Origin of the sequence: Microbacterium sp., assembly GCF_036566905.1 — a bacterium.
Classification (GTDB): Bacteria; Actinomycetota; Actinomycetes; order Actinomycetales; family Microbacteriaceae; genus Microbacterium.
Window position 1 is genome coordinate 1 of the sequence record NZ_DATCVK010000007.1, and the last position, 25,156, is coordinate 25,156.

At 67.8% G+C, this 25,156-nt stretch carries 19 protein-coding genes; 9 read left to right on the forward strand and 10 right to left on the reverse strand.

Annotated features, from left to right (window positions below; translation table 11 throughout):
• The 6 genes from gyrA to dnaA form a co-directional block, all read right to left on the reverse strand.
• Positions 1–1,863, reverse strand: a 1,863-nt coding sequence (gyrA, locus tag VIP82_RS00900; protein ID WP_331905425.1) for a DNA gyrase subunit A, incomplete at its 3' end; no start/stop codon positions are given.
• Between the two features lie 65 nt (positions 1,864–1,928).
• Positions 1,929–3,962: a DNA topoisomerase (ATP-hydrolyzing) subunit B gene (gene gyrB / locus VIP82_RS00905; protein WP_331905426.1), complete on the reverse strand. Its 2,034-nt coding sequence runs from the start codon at positions 3,960–3,962 to the stop codon at positions 1,929–1,931.
• Between the two features lie 121 nt (positions 3,963–4,083).
• A complete protein-coding gene (locus VIP82_RS00910; protein ID WP_331905427.1) occupies positions 4,084–4,650 on the reverse strand; it encodes a DciA family protein in 567 nt (188 codons plus the stop codon).
• On the reverse strand, positions 4,643–5,854 hold the full coding sequence (recF, locus tag VIP82_RS00915) for a DNA replication/repair protein RecF (RefSeq protein ID WP_331905428.1): 1,212 nt from the start codon (positions 5,852–5,854) through the stop codon (positions 4,643–4,645). The genes VIP82_RS00910 and recF overlap by 8 nt, the downstream gene beginning before the upstream one ends.
• A gap of 40 nt (positions 5,855–5,894) precedes the next feature.
• Positions 5,895–7,049 (reverse strand): DNA polymerase III subunit beta, encoded by a 1,155-nt coding sequence (gene dnaN / locus VIP82_RS00920; protein WP_331905429.1) that lies wholly within the window; start codon positions 7,047–7,049, stop codon positions 5,895–5,897.
• 479 nt (positions 7,050–7,528) lie between these two features.
• On the reverse strand, positions 7,529–8,962 hold the full coding sequence (gene dnaA, locus VIP82_RS00925) for a chromosomal replication initiator protein DnaA (RefSeq protein ID WP_331905430.1): 1,434 nt from the start codon (positions 8,960–8,962) through the stop codon (positions 7,529–7,531).
• A gap of 309 nt (positions 8,963–9,271) precedes the next feature.
• Here dnaA and rpmH point away from each other — a divergent pair, with 309 nt between their 5' ends.
• The 8 genes from rpmH to VIP82_RS00965 all read left to right on the forward strand — a co-directional run bounded on the left by rpmH (position 9,272) and on the right by VIP82_RS00965 (position 21,243).
• Positions 9,272–9,409, forward strand: coding sequence for a 50S ribosomal protein L34 (rpmH, locus tag VIP82_RS00930; RefSeq protein WP_055952712.1), 138 nt, complete (start codon positions 9,272–9,274; stop codon positions 9,407–9,409).
• Between the two features lie 8 nt (positions 9,410–9,417).
• On the forward strand, positions 9,418–9,753 hold the full coding sequence (gene rnpA / locus VIP82_RS00935; RefSeq protein ID WP_331905431.1) for a ribonuclease P protein component: 336 nt from the start codon (positions 9,418–9,420) through the stop codon (positions 9,751–9,753).
• Positions 9,750–10,106, forward strand: a complete 357-nt coding sequence (gene yidD / locus VIP82_RS00940) for a membrane protein insertion efficiency factor YidD (protein WP_308866337.1) — start codon at positions 9,750–9,752, stop codon at positions 10,104–10,106. The genes rnpA and yidD overlap by 4 nt, the downstream gene beginning before the upstream one ends.
• Positions 10,107–10,114: 8 nt before the next feature.
• On the forward strand, positions 10,115–11,263 hold the full coding sequence (gene yidC, locus VIP82_RS00945; RefSeq protein ID WP_331905432.1) for a membrane protein insertase YidC: 1,149 nt from the start codon (positions 10,115–10,117) through the stop codon (positions 11,261–11,263).
• A 27-nt stretch (positions 11,264–11,290) separates the two neighbouring features.
• Entirely contained in the window at positions 11,291–11,809 is a 519-nt protein-coding gene (locus VIP82_RS00950) for a Jag family protein (RefSeq protein ID WP_308866339.1), read from the forward strand.
• Positions 11,810–11,858: 49 nt separating this feature from the next.
• Positions 11,859–12,482 carry a 16S rRNA (guanine(527)-N(7))-methyltransferase RsmG gene (gene rsmG, locus VIP82_RS00955; RefSeq protein ID WP_331905433.1) on the forward strand — a complete coding sequence of 208 codons (624 nt, stop codon included), beginning with the start codon at positions 11,859–11,861 and terminating at the stop codon, positions 12,480–12,482.
• A gap of 6,860 nt (positions 12,483–19,342) precedes the next feature.
• On the forward strand, positions 19,343–20,266 hold the full coding sequence (locus VIP82_RS00960; protein ID WP_331905446.1) for a ParA family protein: 924 nt from the start codon (positions 19,343–19,345) through the stop codon (positions 20,264–20,266).
• On the forward strand, positions 20,266–21,243 hold the full coding sequence (locus VIP82_RS00965; RefSeq protein ID WP_331905434.1) for a ParB/RepB/Spo0J family partition protein: 978 nt from the start codon (positions 20,266–20,268) through the stop codon (positions 21,241–21,243). The genes VIP82_RS00960 and VIP82_RS00965 overlap by 1 nt, the downstream gene beginning before the upstream one ends.
• A gap of 109 nt (positions 21,244–21,352) precedes the next feature.
• Here the strand turns inward: VIP82_RS00965 and VIP82_RS00970 are convergent, their stop codons facing one another.
• Positions 21,353–22,672 carry an RNA polymerase sigma factor gene (locus VIP82_RS00970; RefSeq protein WP_331905435.1) on the reverse strand — a complete coding sequence of 440 codons (1,320 nt, stop codon included), beginning with the start codon at positions 22,670–22,672 and terminating at the stop codon, positions 21,353–21,355.
• A 57-nt stretch (positions 22,673–22,729) separates the two neighbouring features.
• On the opposite strand from VIP82_RS00970, the gene VIP82_RS00975 reads away from it, so the two are divergent.
• Complete coding sequence (locus tag VIP82_RS00975; RefSeq protein ID WP_404909914.1) at positions 22,730–23,077, forward strand: tryptophan synthase subunit alpha; 348 nt, start codon at positions 22,730–22,732, stop codon at positions 23,075–23,077.
• 9 nt (positions 23,078–23,086) lie between these two features.
• Here the strand turns inward: VIP82_RS00975 and VIP82_RS00980 are convergent, their stop codons facing one another.
• The 3 genes from VIP82_RS00980 to trxB all read right to left on the reverse strand — a co-directional run bounded on the left by VIP82_RS00980 (position 23,087) and on the right by trxB (position 25,120).
• Positions 23,087–23,503: a YciI family protein gene (locus VIP82_RS00980; protein ID WP_331905436.1), complete on the reverse strand. Its 417-nt coding sequence runs from the start codon at positions 23,501–23,503 to the stop codon at positions 23,087–23,089.
• Positions 23,504–23,719: 216 nt separating this feature from the next.
• On the reverse strand, positions 23,720–24,043 hold the full coding sequence (gene trxA / locus VIP82_RS00985; RefSeq protein ID WP_163616257.1) for a thioredoxin: 324 nt from the start codon (positions 24,041–24,043) through the stop codon (positions 23,720–23,722).
• Positions 24,044–24,133: 90 nt separating this feature from the next.
• A complete protein-coding gene (trxB, locus tag VIP82_RS00990; protein WP_331905437.1) occupies positions 24,134–25,120 on the reverse strand; it encodes a thioredoxin-disulfide reductase in 987 nt (328 codons plus the stop codon).
• Positions 25,121–25,156 lie beyond the last annotated feature (36 nt).

Here is a 25,156-nt window from a genome sequence, read left to right on the forward strand (position 1 = left end):
GGCGACGCTGTAGTCGCGGATGTCGAGGATCTCGGCGATCTGCTCGTCGGGCTGCATCTCGAGCAGGTTCGCGACGTGCTGGCCCTTCGCGTCGCGGCCGGCCTCCTGGATCTCGTAGGCCTTGGCGCGGTAGACGCGGCCGGCGTTCGTGAAGAAGAGCAGCCAGTGGTGCGTCGTCGTGACGAAGAAGTGCTCGACGACGTCATCCGCGCGCAGCTGGGCACCCTTGACGCCCTTGCCTCCGCGGTGCTGGCTGCGGTAGTTGTCGCTCCGGGTGCGCTTGACGTAACCGCCGCGCGTGACGGTGACGACCATCTCCTCCTCAGGGATGAGGTCTTCGATGCTCATGTCGCCGTCGTAGCCGTACATGATCTCCGTGCGGCGGTCATCGCCGAACTTCGCTGTGACCTCGGCCAACTCGTCGATGATGATCTGGCGCTGGCGGGTCTCGGAGGCGAGGATCGCGTGGAACTCGGCGATCGCCAGCTCGAGCTCGTTCAGTCGGTCGATGATCTTCTGGCGCTCGAGGGCGGCCAGACGACGCAGCTGCATGGCCAGGATGGCGTCGGCCTGCAACTGGTCGACGCCGAGCAGGTCCATCAGGCCGAGACGGGCCTTCTCGACATCCGGGGAGCGGCGGATGAGGGCGATGACCTCGTCGAGGGCGTCGAGAGCCTTCACGTAGCCACGCTGGATGTGCGCCTCGGCTTCGGCCTTCTTCAGGCGGAACTGGGTGCGGCGAACGATGACCTCGACCTGGTGCATCACCCAGGCGTGGATGAATCCGTCGATCGAGAGCGTGCGCGGGATGCCATCGACGATGGCAAGCATGTTCGCGCCGAAGTTCTCCTGCAGCTGGGTGTGCTTGTAGAGGTTGTTCAGCACGACCTTGGCGACGGCATCGCGCTTCAGCACGATCACGAGGCGCTGACCGGTGCGACCAGACGTCTCGTCGCGGATGTCGGCGATGCCGGTGATCTTGCCGTCGCGGGCGAGATCGCCGATCTTGACCGCGAGGTTGTCGGGGTTCACCTGGTACGGCAGCTCGGTGATGACGAGGCAGGTGCGCCCCTGGATCTCCTCGATCGCGACCACGGCGCGCATCGTGATCGACCCGCGGCCGGTGCGGTACGCCTCGCGGATGCCCTTGGTGCCGAGGATCTGCGCGCCGGTCGGGAAGTCCGGACCGGGGATGCGCTCCAGGAGGGCCTCGAGCAGCTCCTCGCGCGAGGCGTCGGGGTGCTCGAGCGCCCACAACGCGCCAGCCGCGACCTCGCGGAGGTTGTGGGGCGGGATGTTGGTCGCCATGCCGACGGCGATGCCGACGGAGCCGTTGACCAGCAGGTTCGGGAAGCGTGCCGGAAGAACCGACGGCTCCTGCGTCTGCCCGTCGTAGTTGTCCTGGAAGTCGACGGTCTCTTCCTCGATGTCGCGCACCATCTCGAGCGCGAGCTGAGCCATCTTCGTCTCGGTGTATCGCGGGGCGGCGGCGCCCATGTTGCCGGGCGAGCCGAAGTTGCCCTGGCCCTGCGCCAGCGGGTATCGCAGCGACCACGGCTGCACCAGACGGACGAGGGCGTCGTAGATCGCCGTGTCGCCGTGGGGGTGGTACTGGCCCATGACCTCGCCGACGACGCGGGCGCACTTCGAGAACGACTTGTCGGGGCGGAACCCGCCGTCGTACATGCCGTAGATCACGCGGCGGTGCACCGGCTTCAGGCCGTCGCGCACGTCGGGGAGCGCGCGGCCGATGATGACGGCCATCGCGTAGTCGAGATAGCTGCGCTGCATCTCGAGCTGCAGATCGACCTGGTCGATGCGGCCGTGATCGTGCTCAGGCTCGGGGCGTTCGTCTTCAGCCATGGGCTTCTTTCGTGTCAGTGCGTTTCGTCTCGCTGCGCTCGCTCAACGACCGGGCCGGTGCCCGGTCAGATGTCGAGGAAGCGGACGTCCTTGGCATTGCGCTGGATGAACGTGCGGCGGGACTCGACGTCCTCGCCCATCAGGACGGAGAAGATCTCGTCGGCGGCGGCCGCATCGTCGATGGTGACCTGGCGCAGCGTCCGGGTCGTGTGGTCCATCGTGGTCTCCCACAGTTCCTTGGCGTTCATCTCGCCGAGGCCCTTGTATCGCTGGATGCCGGAGTCCTTGGGGATCCGCTTGCCGTTGGCGAGCCCGTCCTCGAGCAGCGCGTCGCGCTCCTTGTCGGAGTACACGTACTCGTGCGCCGAGTTCGTCCACTTCAACCGGTAGAGCGGGGGCATCGCGAGGTAGACGAATCCGGCCTCGATGAGCCCGCGCATGTAGCGGAAAAGCAGCGTGAGCAGCAGCGTGGTGATGTGCTGGCCGTCGACATCGGCATCCGCCATCAGCACGATCTTGTGATAGCGGGCCTTGTCGATGTCGAAGTCCTCGCCGATGCCCGTGCCGAAGGCCTGGATCATCGCCTGGACCTCTTTGTTGGCCAGCGCCTTGTCGAGGCGTGCGCGCTCGACGTTGAGGATCTTGCCGCGCAGGGCCAGGATCGCCTGGGTGTGCGGGTCGCGCCCCGAGACCGCGGAACCGCCGGCCGAGTCGCCCTCCACGAGGAAGATCTCGCTGATCGACGGATCCTTGCTGGTGCAGTCCTTGAGCTTGTCGGGCATCGCAGCCGACTCGAAGACGCTCTTGCGACGCGCGGTCTCGCGCGCCTTGCGTGCCGCCATGCGCGCGGTGGCCGCATCGATCGCCTTCGTGATGACGCGCTTCGCCTGCACCGGGTTGCGCTCGAGCCAGTCGCCGAGCTGGTCGCCCACGACCTTCTGCACGAACGACTTCGCCTCGGTGTTGCCGAGCTTCGTCTTGGTCTGACCCTCGAACTGCGGCTCCGAGAGCTTCACCGAGATGACGGCGGTCAGGCCCTCGCGGATGTCGTCGCCGGTGAGGTTGTCGTCCTTCTCCTTGAGGAGGTTCTTGTCGCGCGCGTACTTGTTGACCAGGGTCGTCAGCGCCGCGCGGAAGCCCTCCTCGTGCGTGCCGCCCTCATGGGTGTTGATGGTGTTCGCGAAGGTGAAGACGTTCTCGGTGTAGCTCGTGGTCCACTGCATGGCGAGCTCGAGCGAGATGTGGCGCGTGGTGTCTTCCGACTCGATCTCGATGATCTCGTCGTTGACGACATCGGCGTGACGCACCTTGTTGAGGTACTCGACGTAATCCACGAGACCGCGCTCGTAGTAGAAGTCGTCGAAAGGCTGGCGCTCCTCCGACCCGCCGCCCTCGGCGTCGGTGACGTACGCCGACGCGGGGCGCTCGTCGGACAGCGTGATGCGCAGTCCCTTGTTGAGGAAGGCCGTCTGCTGGAACCGGGTGCGCAGCGTGTCGTAGTCGTAGTGCACCGACTCGAAGATCGTGTCGTCGGGCCAGAACTCGATGACCGTGCCGGTCTCTTCGGTGGGCTGGCCCTTCGCCAGGGGCGCCTGCGGCTGCCCGCCGTCGCGGTAGGACTGCCGCCACACGTAGCCTTCGCGCTTGACCTCGACCTCGAGGCGCGTCGAGAGCGCATTGACGACCGACGAGCCGACGCCGTGCAGACCGCCCGAGACGGCATACCCGCCGCCGCCGAACTTGCCGCCGGCGTGCAGCACGGTGAGTACCACCTCGACCGTCGACCTGCCCTCGGTGCGGTGGATGCCGACCGGGATGCCGCGGCCGTTGTCGACGCAGCGGATGCCGCCGTCGGGCAGGATCGTGACGTTGATGGTGTCGCAGTAGCCGGCCAGTGCCTCATCGACGGAGTTGTCGACGATCTCGTAGACCAGATGGTGCAGGCCGCGCTCACCGGTCGAGCCGATGTACATGCCGGGGCGCTTTCGCACCGCTTCGAGACCTTCCAGGACCTGGATGTCATCTGCCCCGTACGCGTTGGGAGCCTTGTCGGGCGTTTCGGGTTCCTCGGAAACGTTATCGGGGGTGTCAGACGTCATCTTCGCGAGGGCTCCAAATCCTTCGATGGGGGCCCTGACAGTCTATCGGGTAACGGCCCGATCACAGCGCTCTACGCCCCTGTGAGGGGATGAAAGATGCTCGGATGACTCAGAACGTGACTTATCCGTAGGTATCGCGTGGACCGCGGCCTGGAATCGTTCTGGGACCCCATTTCCAGGAGGGGACGTCGGGCCCGATGAAGCGGACCGAGTCGACCTTCGCCTCGGGGAAGCGGCGGACGATCTCCGAGAGGATGTGCGCGCGCATCAGCTGAAGCTGTTTCGCCCACGCCGTGGAGTCGGCCTGCACCGTCAGCGACCCCTCCGAGAACGCGACCGGACGGGTGTGCCGCGCCGTGTCCTCGCCGGCGACCTCTGCCCACGCACGGACGACGTCTTCGCGGGCGAGTTGGCCGTTCCACCCGGCCTCGCGGGTGAGGTCCGCGATGACGTCGCCCACTCCGCGGGGGTCTCGTCCGGGCGCGAACGGGATGTTCTCGTCGTCGACGGTGCGGCGCCGACGCTTGCGGAACGAGCGTGCCGAAGGCTCGAGTCCGCGCAGCCGCAGGTACGTCGCGATGGTCTCGGGCACGTCCGTGCGGTCGGGGACGCCCCGCGCACCGGGGACGGCGCCTGTGTCCGGCGACTTCTCGGGCCCGGCGCCCGGGCCGGCCGAAGGATCAGGCATCCGTCGCCTCCGCATCCACGGGGCCGAGGATGCGGCCGGCCTCCACCCGCACCATGCGGGCCCGGAGCCCCTCCGGCACATCGCCCTCCACCGCGGCGGTCACGACCACCTGCTCGTAGTCGGCGGCGAGATGGGCGAGACGCGACCGACGATCGGTGTCGAGTTCGGCGAACACATCGTCCAGGATGAGCACCGGGTCGCCGAGGCGCGAGTCGGCGCGCAGCAGCTCGGCCGAGGCCAGGCGCAGCGAGAGCGCGACGGACCAGGACTCGCCGTGCGAGGCATAGCCCTTGACCGGAAGCCCGCGGATGCGCAGCAGCAGGTCGTCGCGATGCGGACCCACCAGCGTCAATCCGCGTTCCAGCTCGGACGTGCGTTTCGCCGCCAGCGCCTGGCGGAAGAGATCCGCGATGCGGTCAGCCGATGAATCCGCGGGCTCACCGGACGCCGCCGTGGCTGGCGCGGCGGACGCCGAGCCCTCATCGCCGTCGTCTTCGCTCACCGCGCCCACGACCGAGAGCGCCCACTCGATCTGCGGGTCGTGGTCGGCGCCGGCGATCGCGGTGTACGCGGCGGCCAGCGGAGTCGCGAGATCTGTCGCGAGCGCGAGTCGCGCGGCGATGAGCTGCGTGCCGAGCGAGACGAGCTTGTCGTCCCACACGTCGAGCGTCGACAGCGCATCGCCGCGGATGCCCCGCGCCTTCGCCGATTTCAGCAGGGCGGTGCGCTGTTTGAGCACGCGGTCGTAGTCGGCGAGCACTCCGGCCATGCGCGGAGCGCGCTGCACCAGCAGCTGATCGGCGAAGCGCCGGCGCGCGGACGGGTCGCCGCGGACGATCTGCAGATCCTCCGGCGCGAAAAGCACCACCTGCGCGTACCGGGGCAGCTCGGTGGGCTTCACAGAGCTGCCGTTGACGCGTGCCTTGTTGGATCCCTGCCGGTTGACCTGGGCCTCGAGCTGAACGCGGCGGTCGCCGTGTGCCAGCCGGGCGCGGATGATGGCGGCATCCGCTCCGTCGCGCACCATCGGGGCGTCGTTGGACACGCGATGCGACCCCAGTGTCGCGAAGAACGCGATCGCTTCCGCCAGATTCGTCTTGCCCTGACCGTTGCGGCCGACGAAGACGTTCGGCCCGGGCCCGAGCTCGACGTCGGCGGCCGCATAGTTGCGGAAGTCGACCAGACTCAGGTGCTCCACGATCACCGGACAAGCCTAGTGATCGGCGCCGACGCCGGGATGTGGGTCAGCGCAGCAGCAGGTTGGGCTGCAGCAGGTAGCGGAACGATTCCGAGCCGGCGCGATCCACCGAGGTCTGCGGCGTGATCAGCACTGGGCTGAGCTTGTTCGCGTTCTCGCTCGAAGTGAACGTGATCCGCACGAACTCGCTCTTGACGGCACCGAGCGACTCGAGCAGGTACTGCGGATTGAGGCCGAGGGTGACCTCGTCGCCACCCAGCAGCGTCGCGTCGACCGACTCGGTCGCGCGCGCCTGCTCGGTGCCCGAGGCATCCATCGAGACGCTGTCGGCGGTGAACGTGAACCGCAGTGGCGCGGAACGGTCGAGCACCAGCGACACCCGGCGCACGGCTTCGGCGAGCTCCGCCGTGTTGACCACCGCGTGGTGCTCGGTCTGCTCGGGGAAGAGGCGGCGCACGGGCGGGAAGTTGCCCTTGATGAGCAGCGACGTCACGGTCTTGTTGCCCGCGGTGAAAGCGATGATCTCGCGGTCACCCGAACCCGAGAAGGCGATCGAGATGTCGCCGCCGTGTGCGAACGTCTTGCCGACTTCGGTGAGCGTGCGCGCCGGCACGAGTGCGGTCGTCGACTCGTCGGTCGCGGTGCCGCCGCCGTCCCACGGGATCTCGCGGAGGGCGACACGGTAGCGGTCGGTGGCGACGAGGCTGAGGCTCGTGCCCGAGACCTCGAGCTGCACACCCGTGAGCACCGGGGTGACGTCATCGCGCGATGCGGCGAACGCCACCTGGGCGATGGCGGTGGCGAAGTCCTCGGAGGGAACGAGGCCCGAGTCGCCGGTGACCTCGGGGATCGCGGGATACTCCTGCACCGGCATGGACGCGAGGGTGAACCGTGCGGAACCGCAGGTGAGCAGGATGCCGCCGTCCTCGTCGACCTCGATCTGGATCGGGGCGTTCGGCAGACGGCTGGCGATGTCGGAGAGCAGCCGGCCGTGGACGAGGATCGTGCCCGGGTCGTCGACGGTCGCATCGATGGTCGTGCGGGCGGACGCCTCGTAGTCGAACGCGGCGAGCGAGAGGCCCTCGGCGGATGCCTCGATCAGCACGCCCGCGAGGATCGGCTGCGGGTTGCGCTGCGGCAGAAGCTTGACGACGAACGATACGGCTTCGCTGAACACATCGCGATTGACGTGGAACTTCACGAACGCTCCCTCTGCAGCGGGCCCTTCGACTGCGGGCTCGGGGTTCTCATGCTAGTGCCAGGCTCCGAGATTGCCAGTCCGGCTCGGTCCGGCGAGCAGCTCTCCACCGCAAAGGTGATCGGACGGGTTCATCAAAGAGATTTCTTGTCATGGTGTTAACGACTGTGGAAACTGTGGACAACTCGCGCGTCGCCAGTCGGGACAGGGAAACCACAAGAGTGTGAGTTGTGGAACGGCTGCGGAGGGACGTCGGGAAGACGGATGCCGCGGCCCCCGGCATCCGCAATCCATCCACAGGCTTCCCCCGCTCGCTCACAGGGGTTTCCGCAGGCTTGGAGAGTTATCCACAGGTTTTCCACACTGTGCAGAACCGGAATGATGGCCCTGCTCGCGGCACCTGTCAAGAACTTCTTCGGGCATATGAACGGATGGGTCCGCGCGTCGTAACGCACGGACCCATCGAGGGGTGTAGCGGATCGTCAGCGACCGTTGCGGCCGAGCTGAGCGGTGATCTCCGTCACCTGGTTGTAGATCGAACGGCGCTCCTTCATGAGCTCGCTGATCTTCTTATAGGCGTACATCACAGTGGTGTGGTCGCGGTTGCCGAACAGCTGCCCGATCTTGGGCAATGACAGGCTCGTGCGCTCGCGACACAGGTACATGGCGATCTGGCGTGCCGTGGCGACGGACTGCGACCGGCTCGAACCGTACAGGTCGTCGACGGTGAGCTTGAAGTAGGCCGCGGTGGCCGTGATGATGTCGGTCGGCGAGATGACGTTGGCGTCGTCCTGGTCCACGATGTCGCGCAGCACGGTCTGCGCGAGCGACATGTCGAGCGTCGAGCGGTTGAGGCTCGCGAACGCCGAGACGCGGATGAGGGCGCCCTCGAGCTCGCGGATGTTCGACGACACGACCGTCGCGATGTACTCCATCACCTCGTCGGGGATGTGGAGGCGCTCTGACTGCGCCTTCTTGCGCAGGATCGCGATGCGCGTCTCGAGGTCGGGCGCCTGCACATCGGTGATGAGACCCCACTCGAACCGGCTGCGCATGCGGTCCTCGAAGCCCGTCAGGTGCTTCGGCGGCACATCGCTGGTGATCACGACCTGCTTGTCGTGGTCGTGCAGCTGGTTGAACGTGTGGAAGAACGCCTCCTGCGTCTCAGCACGCCCCTGCAGGAACTGGATGTCATCGATCAGCAGGATGTCGACATCCCGATACCGCGCCTGGAATGCCGAGCCGCGGTTGTTGGCGATCGAGTTGATGAAGTCGTTCGTGAATTCCTCGCTCGACACGTACCGCACGCGGATGCCGGCGTACAGGCTGAGGGCGTAGTCGCCGATGGCGTGGAGCAGGTGGGTCTTGCCGAGCCCGGAGTCGCCGTAGATGAACAGCGGGTTGTACGCCTTCGCCGGCGCCTCGGCGACCGCGACGGCCGCCGCATGCGCGAAGCGGTTGGACTGGCCGATGACGAAGTTGTCGAACGTGTACTTGGGGTTCAGACGGGTGTCGCTGCGCGAGACGGATGCCATCTCCACCGGCTCGTCGAGATGGGGGCGCCCGATGGGCGGCGTCGACGCAATGACCTGCGCGGTCGACTGGATCGGGATGGGCGCGGTGAGGTGCGCATCCGCCAGATCCGGGTTGACGACGACACGGAACGTGGACGCCGGGTTCTGCCCGTCCTGCACGACTCGCGTGAGAGCCTCGAGGATGGGCGCGCGCATGCGCTTGGTGAACTGCGCGGCGGTCAGATCGTTGGGAACGTCGAGGTACAGCGTTCCCCCCATGACACCCTGTGGCACGGCCAGGCTGATGAAGCCGTGGAGCTGCGGGGTGATGCGATCGTCGCGCACGAGTTCGTCCAGTACGGCCGTCCAGACCGGAACGTCTGGAACTTCGTGCGGTGTCATGGCCCCCCCGGGTTGTCGATGTTTCCACCGGAAGCCGCGGAAACGTCGGTCCAGGCCTGTGGATAACTGCCGGAGCCACGCTAGTCAGCGGGCGTCGCGTGAGCAAACTCCACTGTAGATCCGCCCTGCGTGTCGGTGCCAGGGTCGAATGCGTCCGCGGTGCATAATGACACGTTCTGCGCTCGGTTTGAGTTCTCAGGCGACACGACGTAGCCTTAATCGGTTGACTTATGCCTTCGTGGCAGTCGCCCCTGTACACACGTCCCCGGTCTCGAGCGTCCCGGTGACATCTGATCGGAAGTAGTTCCCATGAGCAAGCGCACCTTCCAGCCCAACAACCGCCGCCGCGCCAAGAAGCACGGCTTCCGCGCCCGCATGCGCACGCGCGCCGGCCGCGGCATCCTCTCGGCTCGTCGCGCCAAGGGGCGCACCGAGCTCTCGGCCTGAGCCGAGCGGTGCTCGGGAGGCGGAACCGACTCACCCGCGGAGCGGAGTACAAGGCCGTCGTCCGTCGGGGCCGTCGGTGTGCCGGAGCGCACACCGTGACCTACGTGAACCGCGCCGTGACCGATGGTCCGGCGCGGTTCGGTTTCATCGTCAGCCGGCAGGTCGGCGGCGCGGTCGTCCGCAACACCGTCCGCCGTCGGCTCAAGGCCCTCTGCTTCGAGTCGCTCGAGTCCGTCGCTCCCGGCGATGACATCGTGATCCGCGCACTGCCGAGTGCGGCATCCGCGTCGTTCGCCGATCTGCGCAGCGACGTCGAGAAGTGCCTGGCGCGGAGGACCCGATGAGCGTCTTGCCCGGCTACGCGCTCGGCGAGGCCGAGTTCTCGGCATCCGATTCCCTCCGCAGCGTCCCGCTGCTCCCCCGCAACGCCGTTCTCGCGTTGCTGCACGGATACCGTGCCACCATCTCCCACACGTACGGCGACGTCTGCAAGTACTACCCCTCGTGCTCGGCGTACGCCGTCGGCGCGGTGCAGCAGCACGGAGCAGTGAAGGGCGCGGCGCTCACCGCAGCGCGCCTCGCCCGATGCCACCCGTGGGCTGTCGGCGGCGTCGATGACGTGCCGCCCCACAAGAACTTCCGGCACGAACTGACCCGTCACGGGTACGTCGTGCCTGCCCCCACCGGAAAGGACTGATCCTCCACATGGATCTCATGTCAGCCCTGGCCTCGACGCCTTCGCCATCACCCGCACCGACGGGCGGCGGGTTCGATCTCTTCGGGATCATCCTCTGGCCCCTGAAGTGGGCCGTCGAGGCGGTGCTCGTCTTCTGGCACTGGTTCTTCACCGCCGTGGGGCTTCCGCCGGCAGACGGAATCACCTGGGTGCTGTCGATCGTCGGCCTGGTGATCGTGGTGCGCTCCGCCCTCATCCCCCTCTTCGTGCGCCAGATCAAGAGCCAGCGCAAGATGATGGAAATCGCCCCTGAACTGCGAAAAGTTCAGGAGAAGTACAAGGGCAAGAAGGACCAGCTGTCTCGTGAGGCGATGAGCCGCGAGACCATGGCGCTGTACAAGAAGCACGGCACGACCCCGGTCTCGAGCTGTCTGCCGCTCCTGGTGCAGATGCCCGTGTTCTTCGCGCTGTACAGCGTGCTGAGCGATGTCACCAAGCACTACGACGCCGGCATCGGCGGCGTGGGCCTGCTCAGCGCGGAGCTCACCGCCGAGTTCTACAACGCGAAGCTGTTCGGCGTCGCGTCGCTGCACGAGACGCTGATCCAGGCGTTCCAGACCGGCAACACCCCGGCGATCATCATCCTGATCACCCTCGTCGTTCTGATGATCGCGTCGCAGTTCTTCACGCAGCTGCAGATCATCTCGAAGAACCTCTCCCCCGAGGCCAAGACCGGCCAGGCGTACCAGATGCAGCGCATCATGCTCTACATCCTCCCGCTGGGCTTCATCTTCTCGGGTGTCTTCTTCCCCCTCGGCGTCGTCATCTACTGGTTCGTCTCGAACCTCTGGACGATGGGTCAGCAGTTCCTCGTCATCCGCGAGATGCCGACTCCCGGCTCGGACGCGGCGAAGGCTCGCGAGGAGCGTCTGGCGCGCAAGGGCAAGGCGCTCGATGCGTCCGGCAAGGTCGTGCCGATGGAGAAGTACGTCGCCGAGCAGCAGCGCCTGTACGAAGAGGCCGAGCGCGCGAAGGCCACGGCGCCCAAGCGCCAGCAGCCCGTCAGCAAGCAGCGCGCCAAGAAGCAGGGGCAGAAGCCGCCCGGCCAGAAGCCCGGTGCGCGGCCTGCTGCGGAAACAGACTCCAGTGGTTCCGCCGGCTCCGGCTCCGGTTCCTGACCCGACGTCATACACGAGGATCACGCCATGACCACGTCCCCTGAGTACGCATCCGTCGACACCCGCGAGGAGCGGGTTCCGGCCACCGTCGCGCAGCTCGAAGAGGAAGGCGACGTCGCCGCCGACTTCATCGAAGGCCTGCTCGACATCGCCGACATCGACGGCGACCTCGACCTCGATGTGCGCGCCGGCCGCGCCTACGTGTCGGTGGAAGCGCCGGCAGGCGGGTCCGTCGCCCTGATCGCCGCGCCGGACACGGTGCAGGCGCTGCAGGAGCTGACCCGCATCGCCGTGCAGAACCGCACCGGCCGCTTCTCCCGCCTGATCCTGGATGTCGGCGGCTCGCGCGACGCGCGCCGTGACGAGCTCACCGCGCTCGTCGACCGCGCGATCGCCCGCCTGGATGACGGCGCCTCGCAGGCTTCGCTTCCCGCGATGTCCAGCTACGAGCGCAAGGTCGTCCACGACATCGTCGCCGAGCGAGGCTTCGTGTCGGAGTCGTACGGCGACGGGGCGGACCGTCACACCGTGATCCGTCGCGGCTGAGCCGCACGTTTCACGTGAAACATCCGCTGTCGAGTCGGACGGGTCGTCGATGATCGAGATCGAGCAGGAGCCGGCGGCTGCCGCCGAGATCTTCGGCGACCGCATCGAGGTGGCCAGGCGCTTCGCTGACGCGCTCGGCGCCCACGGCGAAGAGCGCGGGCTGATCGGTCCCCTCGAGCCACCGCGGCTGTGGTCGCGGCACATCCTCAACAGTGCCGTCATCGCGCCGCTCTTCTCGGGCCGCGTCGGCGACGTGGGTTCGGGCGCAGGTCTTCCGGGCCTTGTGCTCGCGATCGCGCGGCCGGACGTCGAGTGGATCCTCATCGAGCCGATGGAGCGCCGCGTCGCGTGGCTGTCGGAGCAGGCCGCGGCGCTCGAACTCGACAATGTCGAGGTGCTTCGCGCACGCGCTGAGGACTGGAAGCGCGGGCCGGTTCTGGACGCGGTGACCGCGCGCGCCGTGAGCGCGCTGCGCACCCTGGTACCGATCACCGCTCCCCTGGTGCGCGACGGCGGCGAGCTCATTCTCCTCAAGGGAACGAGCGCCACGAACGAGATCGATGCTGCCGCGAAGCAGCTGCGCAGCTTCAAGGTGACGAACGCCCGCGTCGAGATCATCGGCGAGGGCCTCCTCCCCGAGCCTTCCCGCGTCATCCGGGCTACCGTCCGCTGATCCCGCACAGCGCTCCGGGAGTGCGCTGTGCGCCCGTGTCGGTGCTGATGGATCGGATGTGCCGACGTGCCGTCCTCGGCCAGGTTCGGGCTTCCGGTTCCGACGCGCAGCTACCTCTGCCCGCTTATCGCAGTTTCACGTGAAACACGGAGCGCGGCGAGCTGTTGGCCGTGGTGCAACTCGACGGACTGACGGCTGCCCCATCCTGCGACCACTGGTCCGGGATGACACGCGCGGCGTCTGTAGATCGGCCGCAGGGGCGGAGTGGGGTGTGCGCCCGTGTCGGTGTTGACGGATCGGATGTGCTGACGTGGGTCGGTGGGCCTGGCCCATCTTCCGATTCCCCGACGTGCAGCTGCTTCTGCCCGCTGCCAACGGGCAATTCCCGCAGCGCTTGCGCGGCCGAGGGCGATGAGCGCGGTGGAGGAGGCATGTTTCACGTGAAACACCTCGCGTGGCGAGCGTCGGGCCAGTGCACAGCCCGGCGGACTGACGGTGCCCATCGTGCGACAGACGATGTGGCGTCCCGGGCTTGGTTCCGCCTTCCGGTCCCCCGACGCGTGTCTTCATCTGCCTGCATCGCCAACCGTCAACTCCGCAGCGTCTACGCGAACCAAGACGAGGGCGGTGACTAGATGTTTCACGTGAAACACCTGCGCGTGGCGAGAGTCGGCCGGTGCGCAACTCGGCGGACTGACGGCTGCCCCATCCTGCGACCACTTTTCCGGGGGACGCGCGCCGCCTCGTGCACCAGCCGCCGAGAGCGGGGTGGGTGGTGTGCGAGGTTTGTGGCTGGTGGCGGGAGCCTCCGCGGGATCAGAGCCGTAGAGCGTGGCTCAGTTCGCGGGCTCATGAGGCTCGTGGTGCAGGAGCGTGGGAGCACCGGCGTTCCGCCAGCCGACGGACCCAGGCCTCCCCCGCCCGCGGCGCACGAGCCCCCCGAACAGTCGGGTGGTCGCCGGCTGCTCCGGTGCCGGTGTGTGGTGCGCGGGTTCTAGCGATCGGGTCGGCGGTTCCGCGCCATCAGGGTTGTTTCACGTGAAACATCCGTCATGCCAAAGCGATCTGACGGATAGGCGAAATCTGCGGTCCCGCGTGGTGGGAGCCCTGGCTGATGCGCGCCGACGGCCGGTTGCTCCGCGCGGGGCAGCAGTTCGGAGGCATCGCGCACCACAACGCCCTCTCGCCTGCCGGTTGGTCGGCGGTGCGATCGTGGGGGGCTCCCGTCGACGAATGAGCGAGCTGATGGGCGGCCGGTGCGGCCGCGGTCGGTAGTAGGCCATGAGTCTCGTTGCGGGCCGGTGTCCGGTGAGGAGTGACGGTAGGCCCGGCTCGAAGTGCTCGCGCGGAGCGCCGTGGGCACCCGGTCACGGAGCTTTGGATTGGTCGGCGGTGGGGATGGCTGCCGCTCTTGCCCGGAATGACGGTGCGAATCGGTGGCTTCCTGCGCGGGAGGCCATTCGTGGCTCGATCTCCGCGTAAGCCAGCTTCGCGCAATGGCGGGCATGGAGGCCTGGTACATGTCGGCGATGGTCGTGCTGACGTGGACCAGTGGGAGCCGCGTCGGCTGGTTGGGTGGTTCGGATGCCGCAGCTCGGGGCGCCTCGCGTCGACACCCTCCCCTCTTGATGCGCGAGCTCTCTGTCGGTCATTGACGCGGTTATCGCGGGACTCGCCCGACGATGGAGCGAGCCTGAGAAGGATGGGTCTGGCGGCGGTAGCGGCTCTCGGGCCCCCTGACCACGCTTCTCGTTCGTCGACAGCTTTGACTGATGGACTGGCACCCGCGGTCGGTGGTGGCTGAAGGTCATGGGCGAACCGCTTGCTGCTTGCGCGCTGCGGGTCGCCGTGACTCGAATGGCTCACCCGGGGTTCAGTGTACTGGGTTGGGCACCTTGGTCTCATCTGCGGTTCGGTCCCGTCGTGGCGGAGACTCCCGGGGATGAAGGTGCGAGCCGGGCCGAGCGAGGTCGGCGCGAGTCAAATGTTTCACGTGAAACAGACGCTCCCAGAGCACGGGCGTAGCCACGTGGCGTCACGATCGGCGGTGACCCGGGCGCGACGCGACGCGAGAGTCGGCTGTGTGTCGGCGACCGCGACCCGTGTACGCGGCAGGAAGCAGAACTCCCATCCAGCGGGGCACCGACGGCGGCGCCGGTGGTGTTGGTCGAAATGGGAGAGGGATGACAGTGCGAACCGACGGCTGTCGAGCTGGGTACTCGTGCGCGGTCGGATGTTTCACGTGAAACCCTCTCCACGCCCGCCGGCGTCTTACCGTTGGGTGGCGATGGCGCGATGGGTTGGTGATTGCTCGGACGAGCGTGCGAGCTGGTGACGGTTGCATGCCGGCGGCCGCGGCTCCGCACGTGGCGCGAAGAACCAGCGCCGCGGCGGTCGAGGTCGGGGTGTGCGACCCGCGGCTGGGAGGTGCGACTGACGGCTGGTGTGGGTGCTGGGTCCTGAGCGGACGTTTCACGTGAAACACCCCCCTTCCTTGCCGGCTGCCGTCTTACCGCTGGGTGGTGATGGCGCGGTGGACGGTGCTTGCTCGGATGCGGGTGCGAGCTGGTGACGGTCGAGCGACGGCGGCCGCGGGGTCCGCACGTGGCACGAAGAACCAGTGCCACGGCGGTCGAGGTCGGGGTGTGCGGCCCGCGGGTGGGCGGTGCGACCGACCGCTGTTGTAGGTGCTGGGCCATGGGCGGATGTTTCACGTGAAACACCCTTTCCTAGCCGGCTGGCGTCCTACCGATGAGTGGCGATGGCGCGGTGGTCGGTGGTGCTTGGACAACCATGCGGTTCGGCGGTGCCTGGACAACGCTGCGGGTCGGCGGCCGCGGCTCCGCACGTGGCACGAAGAACCAGTGCAGCGGCGGTCGAAGTCGGGGTGTGCGACCGGCGGGTGGGCGGTGGGACCGACGGCTGTGGTAGGTGCTAGGCCCTGGCGAATGTTTCACGTGAAACACGCCGTGCCCGGTGGCGGGTGCACCGAAGGGCGGCAACGTGCCAGTGGTCGGTAACGCGTCTCACCGACGTGCGAACTGGTGACGGGTGTTGCGGCGGCCGCGACGGGCACGCGCTGTGAATTGCCGGTGCCACCCATCCGCGACTGATCGGCGGGCAGGGTCGGGGTGTGGGAAGCCGGTCGGCGGCGCGAACTGATGGCTGTTTCGCCGGCGCTGGCCCCGGGATCGATGTTTCACGTGAAACACCCCACTCCTCACCCGCTGTCGCTGGCGTATTCGTTACGGGTGGCGGTGTCCCTGTGGACGATGACGCCTCGGAAGAAGGTGCGAGAACTGGTGACGGGTGTGCAGCGGCGCTGCGACTCGAATACGTCGCGTGAATCACCGACGTCGCCATTGTGCACGGGTGGTTGACCCGGCAGTGCCCTCGTGGCCGAGGAACCGGACGCTGATGGCGGTCGCGGCTCAGGCCTGAACGGCGAGACTCTTCGCTCCGTGCGCACCGACGCCAGGCTGGCATGCGGGCGCTGTGGGTGAGCTTCGACCACCGCACGAACGCTGCCGCTTGGGTGGGTCGGCCGCGACTCGAATGCGCGGTGTCAACACCAGCGCGGTCCATCCGCCGCGAGCTCGGGGCGGATCGCTCCGGTGGTGGCCGGCGCCGGTTGTTTCACGTGAAACATTACGCATTGGATGAGTGCTGACGTGCGGTGAGGTCGGTGGTGCTTGGACACCATGCGGGTCGGCGGTGCTTTGGACAACGCTGCGGGTCGGTGCTGCTGCTGTGGCGGTGACTCGACTTCGTGCGTGAGCACAGGAGTGCCGACGTTCGGGCGACTGCCGGCCGTCGGGGATCGGCCGGGCGCCTGACGGCGTCCGGCCGCTCGTTGACTCGCGTGAACACGACTCTCCCAGCCGCGGGACGCGCGGCATGTTGCGCGGCTCTCCCGCCTCGGACCTCACGTGTCGCAAGGATGTGGAGGAGCGCGTCGCACCGGACGCATATGTCGTCGTTCTCGGTGGCTACCGGGACGCCAATGTAACCCGGTGGCCCGTTCGGCGGCGCGTCCGCCGCGCCCCGCATATCGCTTGAGCCGCGGATGGGCCGATCGTGGCGATGGCGGTTGGCCGGCCGTCGCGTCCAGGCCAAAACTTGGGTGAGATGCAGACGGCGCGCGCGTTGCGGCCCGCAGCACGTGGTGTTTCACGTGAAACACCCGGTCGCCAGCGCGCGGAAAGAGCGACGTGCGTGATCGTGCGTGCGGTGCCTTGTGGGCGGGTAGTACGAACGGGCGGGCGTCGCGCGGCGGTGCCAGCGGGTCAAACGTCTGGATGGACACCTGCTCCCCCATTGAGAGCGTGACGGTTGGTCTGCGTTGGTGTCATGGTCTGGGCGCCTGCGAACTCACGATGCGAAGCGATCGATGCGGCGCGGATGTTTCACGTGAAACACCCACCCCGGCGGCCTCGCGAGTCGACCGATGTTCCTCGGGGCGGACCATCGTCGTTCACGCACAGAGAACCGGTCTCCTCATGTGCCGGCCAGCCGCCGAGGCGTTGTTGCCTGCGACGAAAGGCGTGAGTGCACTGCAGTGCCTGCCGCGCAGCGGCAGGGAGCGGGGGACAAAGGAGCCGTGGCGTGACGGCGAAGCGTGCTCTCGGAGGTGGACGCGCTGTGAGACCCTCTCCGCTGTTGGTCGACGCGATCTCGAGTATGGCGTCGAAGGCGAGCCTTCGGCGCCTCGTCTCGAGCCGGTCAGGCGTCGAGGCGACGTGACACCTGCGTATTCGGAGCGCAGGCGCATGTGTGGGGAGGCCGACGTGTGCCCTCGCAGATGCAAGCCGGCCATGCGCGTCGCCAGTATGCGCATGCGCTCGGCCACAGGCGCATCCGGGTGCGGTCGCAGAGTGGCCGCCAGGCGTTTCACGTGAAACACCGCGCTTGTCGGCGCGGTCGGTCGTCCACGTCCGCGGGACGTCGCTCGATGCTGATCGAGCTGAGATCGAGGTTCGGCCCAACGCAGGCACGACACCCTGTGGCACGACGCGCCTGATCGTCGGCGTGGGCGACGCCGACGACGGTGAGTTTCCGATGGCGGCGCGACGGGGAAGCAGGCGGTGATCCTCGCGGGAGAACGTGTGCGCGGCTGGCACCGGGAAGGACGAGTGCCGATCGCAGCCTGGCTGTCGCCCGGATGAACTCACAAACACGCTTGCGCGCCGAGCCGCTGAATGGTTCCGGGGCATCACGCACGTGAGAACCGCACCGGCTGAGCAAACCGCTTCCGTTCGATCTGGAGGCCCACAACTCGACTTGGACCGACGTGTCGTCTGCGATGCGGTGAAGGCGCTCGGCCAGGACGCCGGTGTGCCGAGAGTGGCCATCACGAGCCCCGGGCCGATCTACGGTCTCGACGCGCTGGCGGCACCGGCCGTGGTCATGCCTCTTGATGGCTGGCAGCGCCGGCGGTCCCGGCGAGGCGCGAGGCGAACTCCAGGCATCGCCGGCGTCGCGGAAGGGCCTTGGCCAGCGGTCGGCCCGACGCCCCGGCGCACCGCGCACCGCGCACCGCGCGCGCCCACCGCTCGCGGTGGGTCGGTGCAGACATGGTCCCGGCAATCTGCCGCAGCTAGTGCCCGGTCTGACGCATCCCCTCCCGCATCCTCCCCTTCCGCGAGGGCACCCAGTGGAGGGTGCGGGTGCGGTTGCGGGACCGGGGTCGCGGTCGCCGTCGTCCATTGCCAGGGCCCGAAGGTGCGGTCGCCGGTGCACTCGCGCGAACTCGAACCCTGACAGCCGGCGCACACGATCGATCTGGCCGACCTCCGCGAGCTCTTGCACATCCACATCGCCAAGAGGCCGGGTTTCATCGGCGACAGAATCGACCAGCATCGCACGGCCAAACTGCGGGCGCATCCGGATCGTCCACACGATGTTTCACGTGAAACACCCGCCCCGGCACCCGAACGGCCTTCCCTGTCAGGTCGGGTCAGCCAGGGCGGTGGTGGGTGTCGGTCACATCGACTGAACGACACGTGGTTCCCCTAGGGCGGAGGGTGAGCTCGCGGCGAAACCGATTCGAAGCAGCAGCGGGAGCGAGTTTCGAAGCGAGGCGGGCTCCATTCGCTCACGCTCGTCGGCGACGCGGCGCTTCCGTCACAATCCGGCACCGGGCTTCCCTTGCAGCGGCGGGTTAGCGCCCTCGGCGGGGTCAGGCGAGGTTGACTAGAGGCGATGGCAGTCCCGCTCGCAACGGTAAGGAACGCATGAATAACTGGCTCCGGCGGCTAGGGATGGGGGGAAGGCGGGATAAGGTGGAAGGCGATGTTGAGCGGCGCGCGCAAAGGGGAGAGTTTCACGTGAAACAACCCGACGAGGCCGACGCTCAGGCATCCTTCTCGTCCGATCGCCCGCTCACCGCGCTCGCGACAGATTCTCCGTCAGCCTCCGCGGACGACAGCGTCGAAGCTCCACCAGTAGCGTCCGCTGCGACCGAGTCGGCCAGTCCTGAGGTCCCGCCTGCGGATACCGCGTCGGAGTCCGCAGCTGCGTCTCACATGAGTGACGGGGCCCACGACATGGCCGATGCGTCCGCTGAAACCAGCCGCGAAGAGGACGACTCGTCCATGTCTGCGGATGCGGCGCTCGCCGACGCTGTGGCCGCTCCGGCCGAGGACACCACGCCGGCCGAGGACACCACACAGGCCGAGGACACCACGCCGGCCGAGGACACCACGCCGGCCGAGGTGCAGGCGGACACGACGGACGCCGACGCCGATGTCGATGTCGCGGCCGACGACTACGCTGGTCCGGCAGCCGACGCACCACTCGACGTCACTCACGCCGTCGCCTCGGACGAGAGCACCCCCGCCACCCAGGAAGAGGACTCCCCCATCGCGCAGCACGACGGCGTCACCATCGGGCAGGACGAAGACGACTCGCCGATCGCCCGCGAACTGGCGGATCTGACGGCGCGCCGCAAGGCGCTCGAAGAAGCCGAGGTTGAGCTCACCGGCCGTACGCGCGTACTCACGGTCTCGAACCAGAAGGGCGGGGTCGGGAAGACCACCACGACGGTCAACCTGGCGGCGGCCCTCGCCGAGCGCGGCGCCCGCGTTCTCGTGATCGATCTGGATCCGCAGGGCAACGCCTCGACGGCGCTGGGCGTGCCGCACACCGCCGACATCCCGAGCGTGTACGACGTGCTCATCGACGAATTCCCCCTCGCCGACATCATCCAAGTCAGCCCGGAGTCCCCCAACCTGCTGTGCGCGCCGAGCACCATCCATCTCGCCGGCGCCGAGATCGAGCTGGTGTCGCAGGTCGCGCGGGAGCACCGGTTGCGCGTCGCCGTGGACGACTACCTCGCGAAGCACGAGGGACAGCTGGACTTCATCCTGATCGACTGCCCGCCCTCGCTCGGTCTGCTCACGATCAACGCCTTCACCGCGGCCACCGAACTGCTGATCCCGATCCAGTGCGAGTACTACGCGCTCGAAGGGCTGAGCCAGCTGCTCGGCACCGTGCGCATGATTCAGAAGCACCTCAACCCGCGGCTGGTGTTGTCGACGATCATGCTGACGATGTACGACGGTCGCACACGTCTGGCACAGCAGGTCGCCGATGAGGTGCGCGAGCACTTCCCCAAGGAGGTCCTCGACACCGTCGTTCCCCGGTCTGTCCGGGTCTCCGAGGCGCCGAGCTTCGGCCAGTCGGTTCTCGCCTACGATGGACAGTCGGCCGGTGCCATCGCTTATCGCGAAGCGGCTGTCGAGATGATCCGGCGCGACAGCGCCTCGAATGAAAGGGGTGTCTGATGGCTGCGAAGCGCACAGGGCTCGGCCGCGGAATCGGCGCATTGATCCCGACCAACGAGCAGGCTGACGACCGCCCCGCCGATGTCTTCTTCCCCCGTGCGGTCGCGGTCGACGAAGCCCCACCAGTCGAAGCGGTCACCGCCGATACCGAGGGTGACCTCGTCGAGGTACCCGGAGCGCGGCTCGCACATATCGACCCGCACGACATCGTTCCCAACCCACGTCAGCCGCGCACGAACTTCGATCACGAGCACTTCGCGGAACTCGTGCACAGCGTGCGCGAGTTCGGGGTGCTGCAGCCGGTCGTCGTCCGCAGCAACGACAAGGGCGAGTACGAGCTCATCATGGGCGAGCGCCGCACCCGCGCCGCCCGAGAGGCAGGGCTCACCTCGATCCCGGCCATCGTGCGCGACACCGCCGATGAACACCTCCTCCGTGACGCACTGCTCGAGAACCTCCATCGCTCCGAGCTCAACCCGCTCGAAGAGGCATCGGCGTACCAGCAGCTGCTCGAGGACTTCGGCATCACCCAGGAAGAGCTCGCGACGCGCATCGGCCGCTCGCGACCGCAGATCAGCAACACCATCCGGCTGCTGAAGCTGCCGGTGCCGGTGCAGCAGCGCGTGGCCGCCGGTGTATTGACGGCCGGCCACGCCCGCGCGATCCTCTCGCTCGAGGACGCCACCGCGATGCAGCGCCTTGCCGACAAGATCGTCAACGAGGATCTGTCGGTGCGTGCCGCGGAGGCTGCGGCAAAGCTTCCGGATGCTTCGCCCACCCGCGCGGCGAAACCCCAGGCGGGTTCGCGCCGCGCGCATCTCGACGAAGTTGCCGACAGGCTCGGCGATCGCCTCAACACCCGTGTGAAGATCTCCCTCACCGCTAGAAAAGGCCAGATAGCGATAGATTTCGCGAGCATCGAGGATCTCAATCGGATTCTGGGAGAGCTGGGCGAGAACGGCTACGGTCCGGCGTGATGCCGGCGACTCTCCCACCTGCCAGGGAGAGCGGGCGCCAGCACGTCAGCGACACGTTCGCTTGAGCGCTGACGTCGCAAGGACAACGGGTTGTCGGATCCGCAGTCGACTACGAGGCGGGTCGCGCGGAAGACTCGGCTTGCGCCGCACGACGCCGGAGGAGCGCCGTCTCGGCGTCGTTGCCCGGAAGAGCGGCGGCCTCGAGGAACGCCGCGGCGGCGGCATCCGTGTGCCCGAGGCGCTCGAGCAGTTCGGCTCGGACCGCCGGCAGCGGGCGGAAGCCCGACAGCTCGGACGCGAGTGCGTCGACCTCGGCGAGGGCTTCTTCCGGGCCCTCTGCCATCGACAGGGCGACGGCGCGGTTGAGTCGGACGACGGCCGACGGAGCGAGGACGTCGAGCGCGTCGTACAGCCGGAGGATGCGCTCCCAATCCGTGTCGGCGAAGGTGGGAGCCACTGCATGGCACTGTGCGATGGCCGCCTGCAGGCCGTAGTATCCGATGCCTCGCCCGACGGAGGCACCCGCGGCGCCGAAGCCCGCGACGGTGCGTGCGTCAGGCACCGCCCGCGCGATCGCTTCATTGCCGCGGGAAATCGCCGAACGATCCCACCGGCGGCGGTCCTGTTGTTCAAGGGTGAGGGGCAGACCGTCCGCGTCGATGCGCGCGCGGAACCGCGACGACTGGAACTCCATCAGTGCGATGAGTGACCAGATCTCGGGCTCCCGAGGCATCAGCGCCGCGAGTTGACGGCCGAGCCGCACCGCTTCGCGCGCCACATCGGGACGCAGCAGCCCCTCCCCCTCGGTCGCCGAGTACCCCTCGGTGAAGAGGAGGTAGATCACCTGGAGCACGCTCGCGAGGCGCGTCGGTCGCTCCGCGCGGTCCGGGACCTCGAAGGGTACGCCCTCGTCGGCGAGTGATCGCTTGGCGCGGACGATTCGCTGCTGCACCGTCGGCACCGTCATGAGAAGGGCACGCGCAATCTGCTCGGTCGTGAGGCCGGCGACGGTGCGCAGGGTCAGAGCGAGACGGGCCTGTGCGGGAAGGACGGGGTGGCAGGCGACGAACACCAGTCGCAGCACGTCGTCGTCGATCCGGTCGGGGTCGGCGTGGTCGGGCACGGTGTCGAGCGACTCCGCGCGCAGCGCCTCCGTGACGAAGAGGGGCTCTCGCTGCGTCAGCCGCTCGCGTCGACGCCATCCGTCGATCGCGCGCCGCTTGGCCACCGACATGAGCCATGCACCGGGATTGTCGGGGATGCCGCTGACCGGCCAGTTCGCGAGAGCTTCGACGAGCGCTTCCTGCGCGAGATCCTCCGCCCACGAGAAATCCCCCGTGTGGCGGGTCAGCGCCGAGACGATGCGTGCGGACTCGTCACGCCACACCGCCTCGACGACGCGCCGTGAATGCCCGTCGTCGGAGGTCATGCTCTCAGCGTAGGCGGGGTGACCCCCGGTGTCGGAATCGCAACGTACCCTGGATTGGTGGCGAACGAGGAGCACACCCTGCGGCGGCGAGCGAGCCTGGAGCTGCTGCGCGCGGAGGCCGCAGACGAGCTTTCGGTGCTGGTGCACGAGCGGCTGCGAGCCGGCGAAGACCCATGGGAGTTCATGGACGAGCTGCCGACGGTCGACGAGCTCGTCGTGTACCTGCTGCGTGCGGAGAACATCGCCGCAGATGGCGGATCCCGTCCGAACGCCAGCCGCCACTACCGGGTGCTGCGGCAGATCGCGCTGGAGTATCCCCCGCTGACGAAGGCGGTGTGGTCGCTGCTGGGCGATGCCAACACGCACCGCCGGTGGGACCCGACGGTGCGTGCGGAGGCGAGCTGAGGCTCCCGGTCACGAGTTGGCGGCGCGCCACTCCTGCTCCTTGGCGACCCACTCGTCGCTCTGGTCGAAGTCGCTGATCTCGTTCACACGCCGAACCTCGAGCGCGGTTCCCGGACCCAGCGGGCACTTGCTCGCCCAGTGCGAGGCCTCTTCGCGCGACGACACCTCGATGATCCAGAAGCCCGTGAACACCTCGCGCGCCTCGGCGAACGGCCCATCGGTCACGGCCGGGGGCACGGAATCGAAATCGACGCGGAAGCCCTCCGCCGCGTCTGAGAGGCCCTCGGCGCTGAGGAAGACGCCGGCCTTCTGGAGCTCTTCGTTGTAGGCGCCCATGGCGGCGTACGCCTCTGCCATGTCGTATGTCTCGGGGTCGAACGCCGCTGCCGCCTCGGCACCGACCTGCATGATGAGCATGTAACGCATGAGGTTTCCCTTCTGTCGGGGCTGGGCCCGGTTTCGAGGGCCCGAGTGGCCCCTTCACTCTGTGCGTCGAACAAGCCTCGCGCAGATCGACATCGAACGACGAGAAAATGCGGCGTGAGTCGGATGCCATCAAGGGAATACGTCTGAAAGACCGGATGAGCAGCACAAAACCCCGCCGGCGGTGCCGGCGGGGTTTCGTGAAAAGTGGGTGTGGCCTCAGCCGATGTAGGCGGCGAGGTCCTTCTCGAGCGCGAACTTCGGCTTGGCGCCGATGATCGTGGTCTCGACTGCGCCCTTGTTGAACACCTTCATCGCGGGGATCGACGTGATCTGGTACTTCATCGCGAGATCGGGGTTCTCATCCACGTTGAGCTTGAGGATGGTGATCTTGTCGGGGTGCTCCGACTGGATCTGGTCGAGGACGGGCGAGACCATGCGACACGGGCCGCACCACTCCGCCCAGAAGTCCACGAGCACCGGACCCTCGGCCTGGAGCACGTCCTGCTCGAACGTGGCGGAGGTCGTCGCCTTGGCGGTCATCTGTGTTTCTCCTTCGATGGAAGTCTGTCGGTTGTGTCAACAGCACCGGCAGGGGGATTGTTCCCGGGCGTGTCGCGACGCCGCGGACGGTCAGACCGTGCTCACCTCGGGCAGGCCGGCGATCTGGTCGCCCGAGACGTCCGGATCCCCCGCCTCGCCGAGTGCGGCCAAGTAGTGCTCGAGGTCGAGTGCGGCGACCGTACCGCTGCCCGCGGCGGTGACCGCCTGGCGGTACGTGGGGTCGATGACGTCGCCGGCGGCGAACACACCCGGCACCGAGGTGCGTGAGGAGCGGCCGTCCACCCACACGGTGCCCTCAGGCGTGAGGTCGAGCTTGTGGTGCACCAGGTGCGTGCGGGGGTCGTAGCCGATGGCGACGAACACGCCGTCCAGCGGGAGCTCGCGCGTCGACCCGTCGACGGTGTCCTTCAGCACGATGCCGTTGACGGCGTCCTCACCGAGGATGTCGACGACCTCGCTGTTCCAGACGAACTCGATCTTCTCGTTCTTGAACGCCCGCTCCTGCATGATCTTCGAGGCGCGCAGCTCGTCACGGCGGTGGATCACGTACACCTTCGACGCGAACTTGGTGAGGAACGTCGCCTCCTCCATCGCCGAGTCGCCGCCGCCGACGACCGCGATCACGCGCTCACGGAAGAAGAACCCGTCGCAGGTCGCGCAGTACGAGACACCGCGACCGGACAGCCGGGACTCGCCCTCGATGCCGATCTTGCGCGGCGCGGAACCGGTGGCGAAGATGACCGCGTCGGCCTCGTGGCTGCCGCCGCTGCCGAGCGTGACCTTCTTGACCGGACCGTCGATGTCGAGCCCGACGACGTCGTCGTAGAGCACCTCGGCGCCGAACCGCTCGGCCTGCTCCTGCATCTTCGCCATCAGATCCGGGCCCATGATGGCCTCAGGGAACCCGGGGAAGTTCTCGACCTCGGTGGTGTTCATCAGCTCACCGCCGGCCTCGACCGAACTGGCCACGACGAGCGGGTTCAGGTTCGCGCGAGCGGCATAGATCGCCGCCGTGTAACCCGCGGGACCGGAGCCGATGATGATGACCTGACGCACGTGCGCACCTTTCCTCGTGAAGCCTTGCGAAGCGTT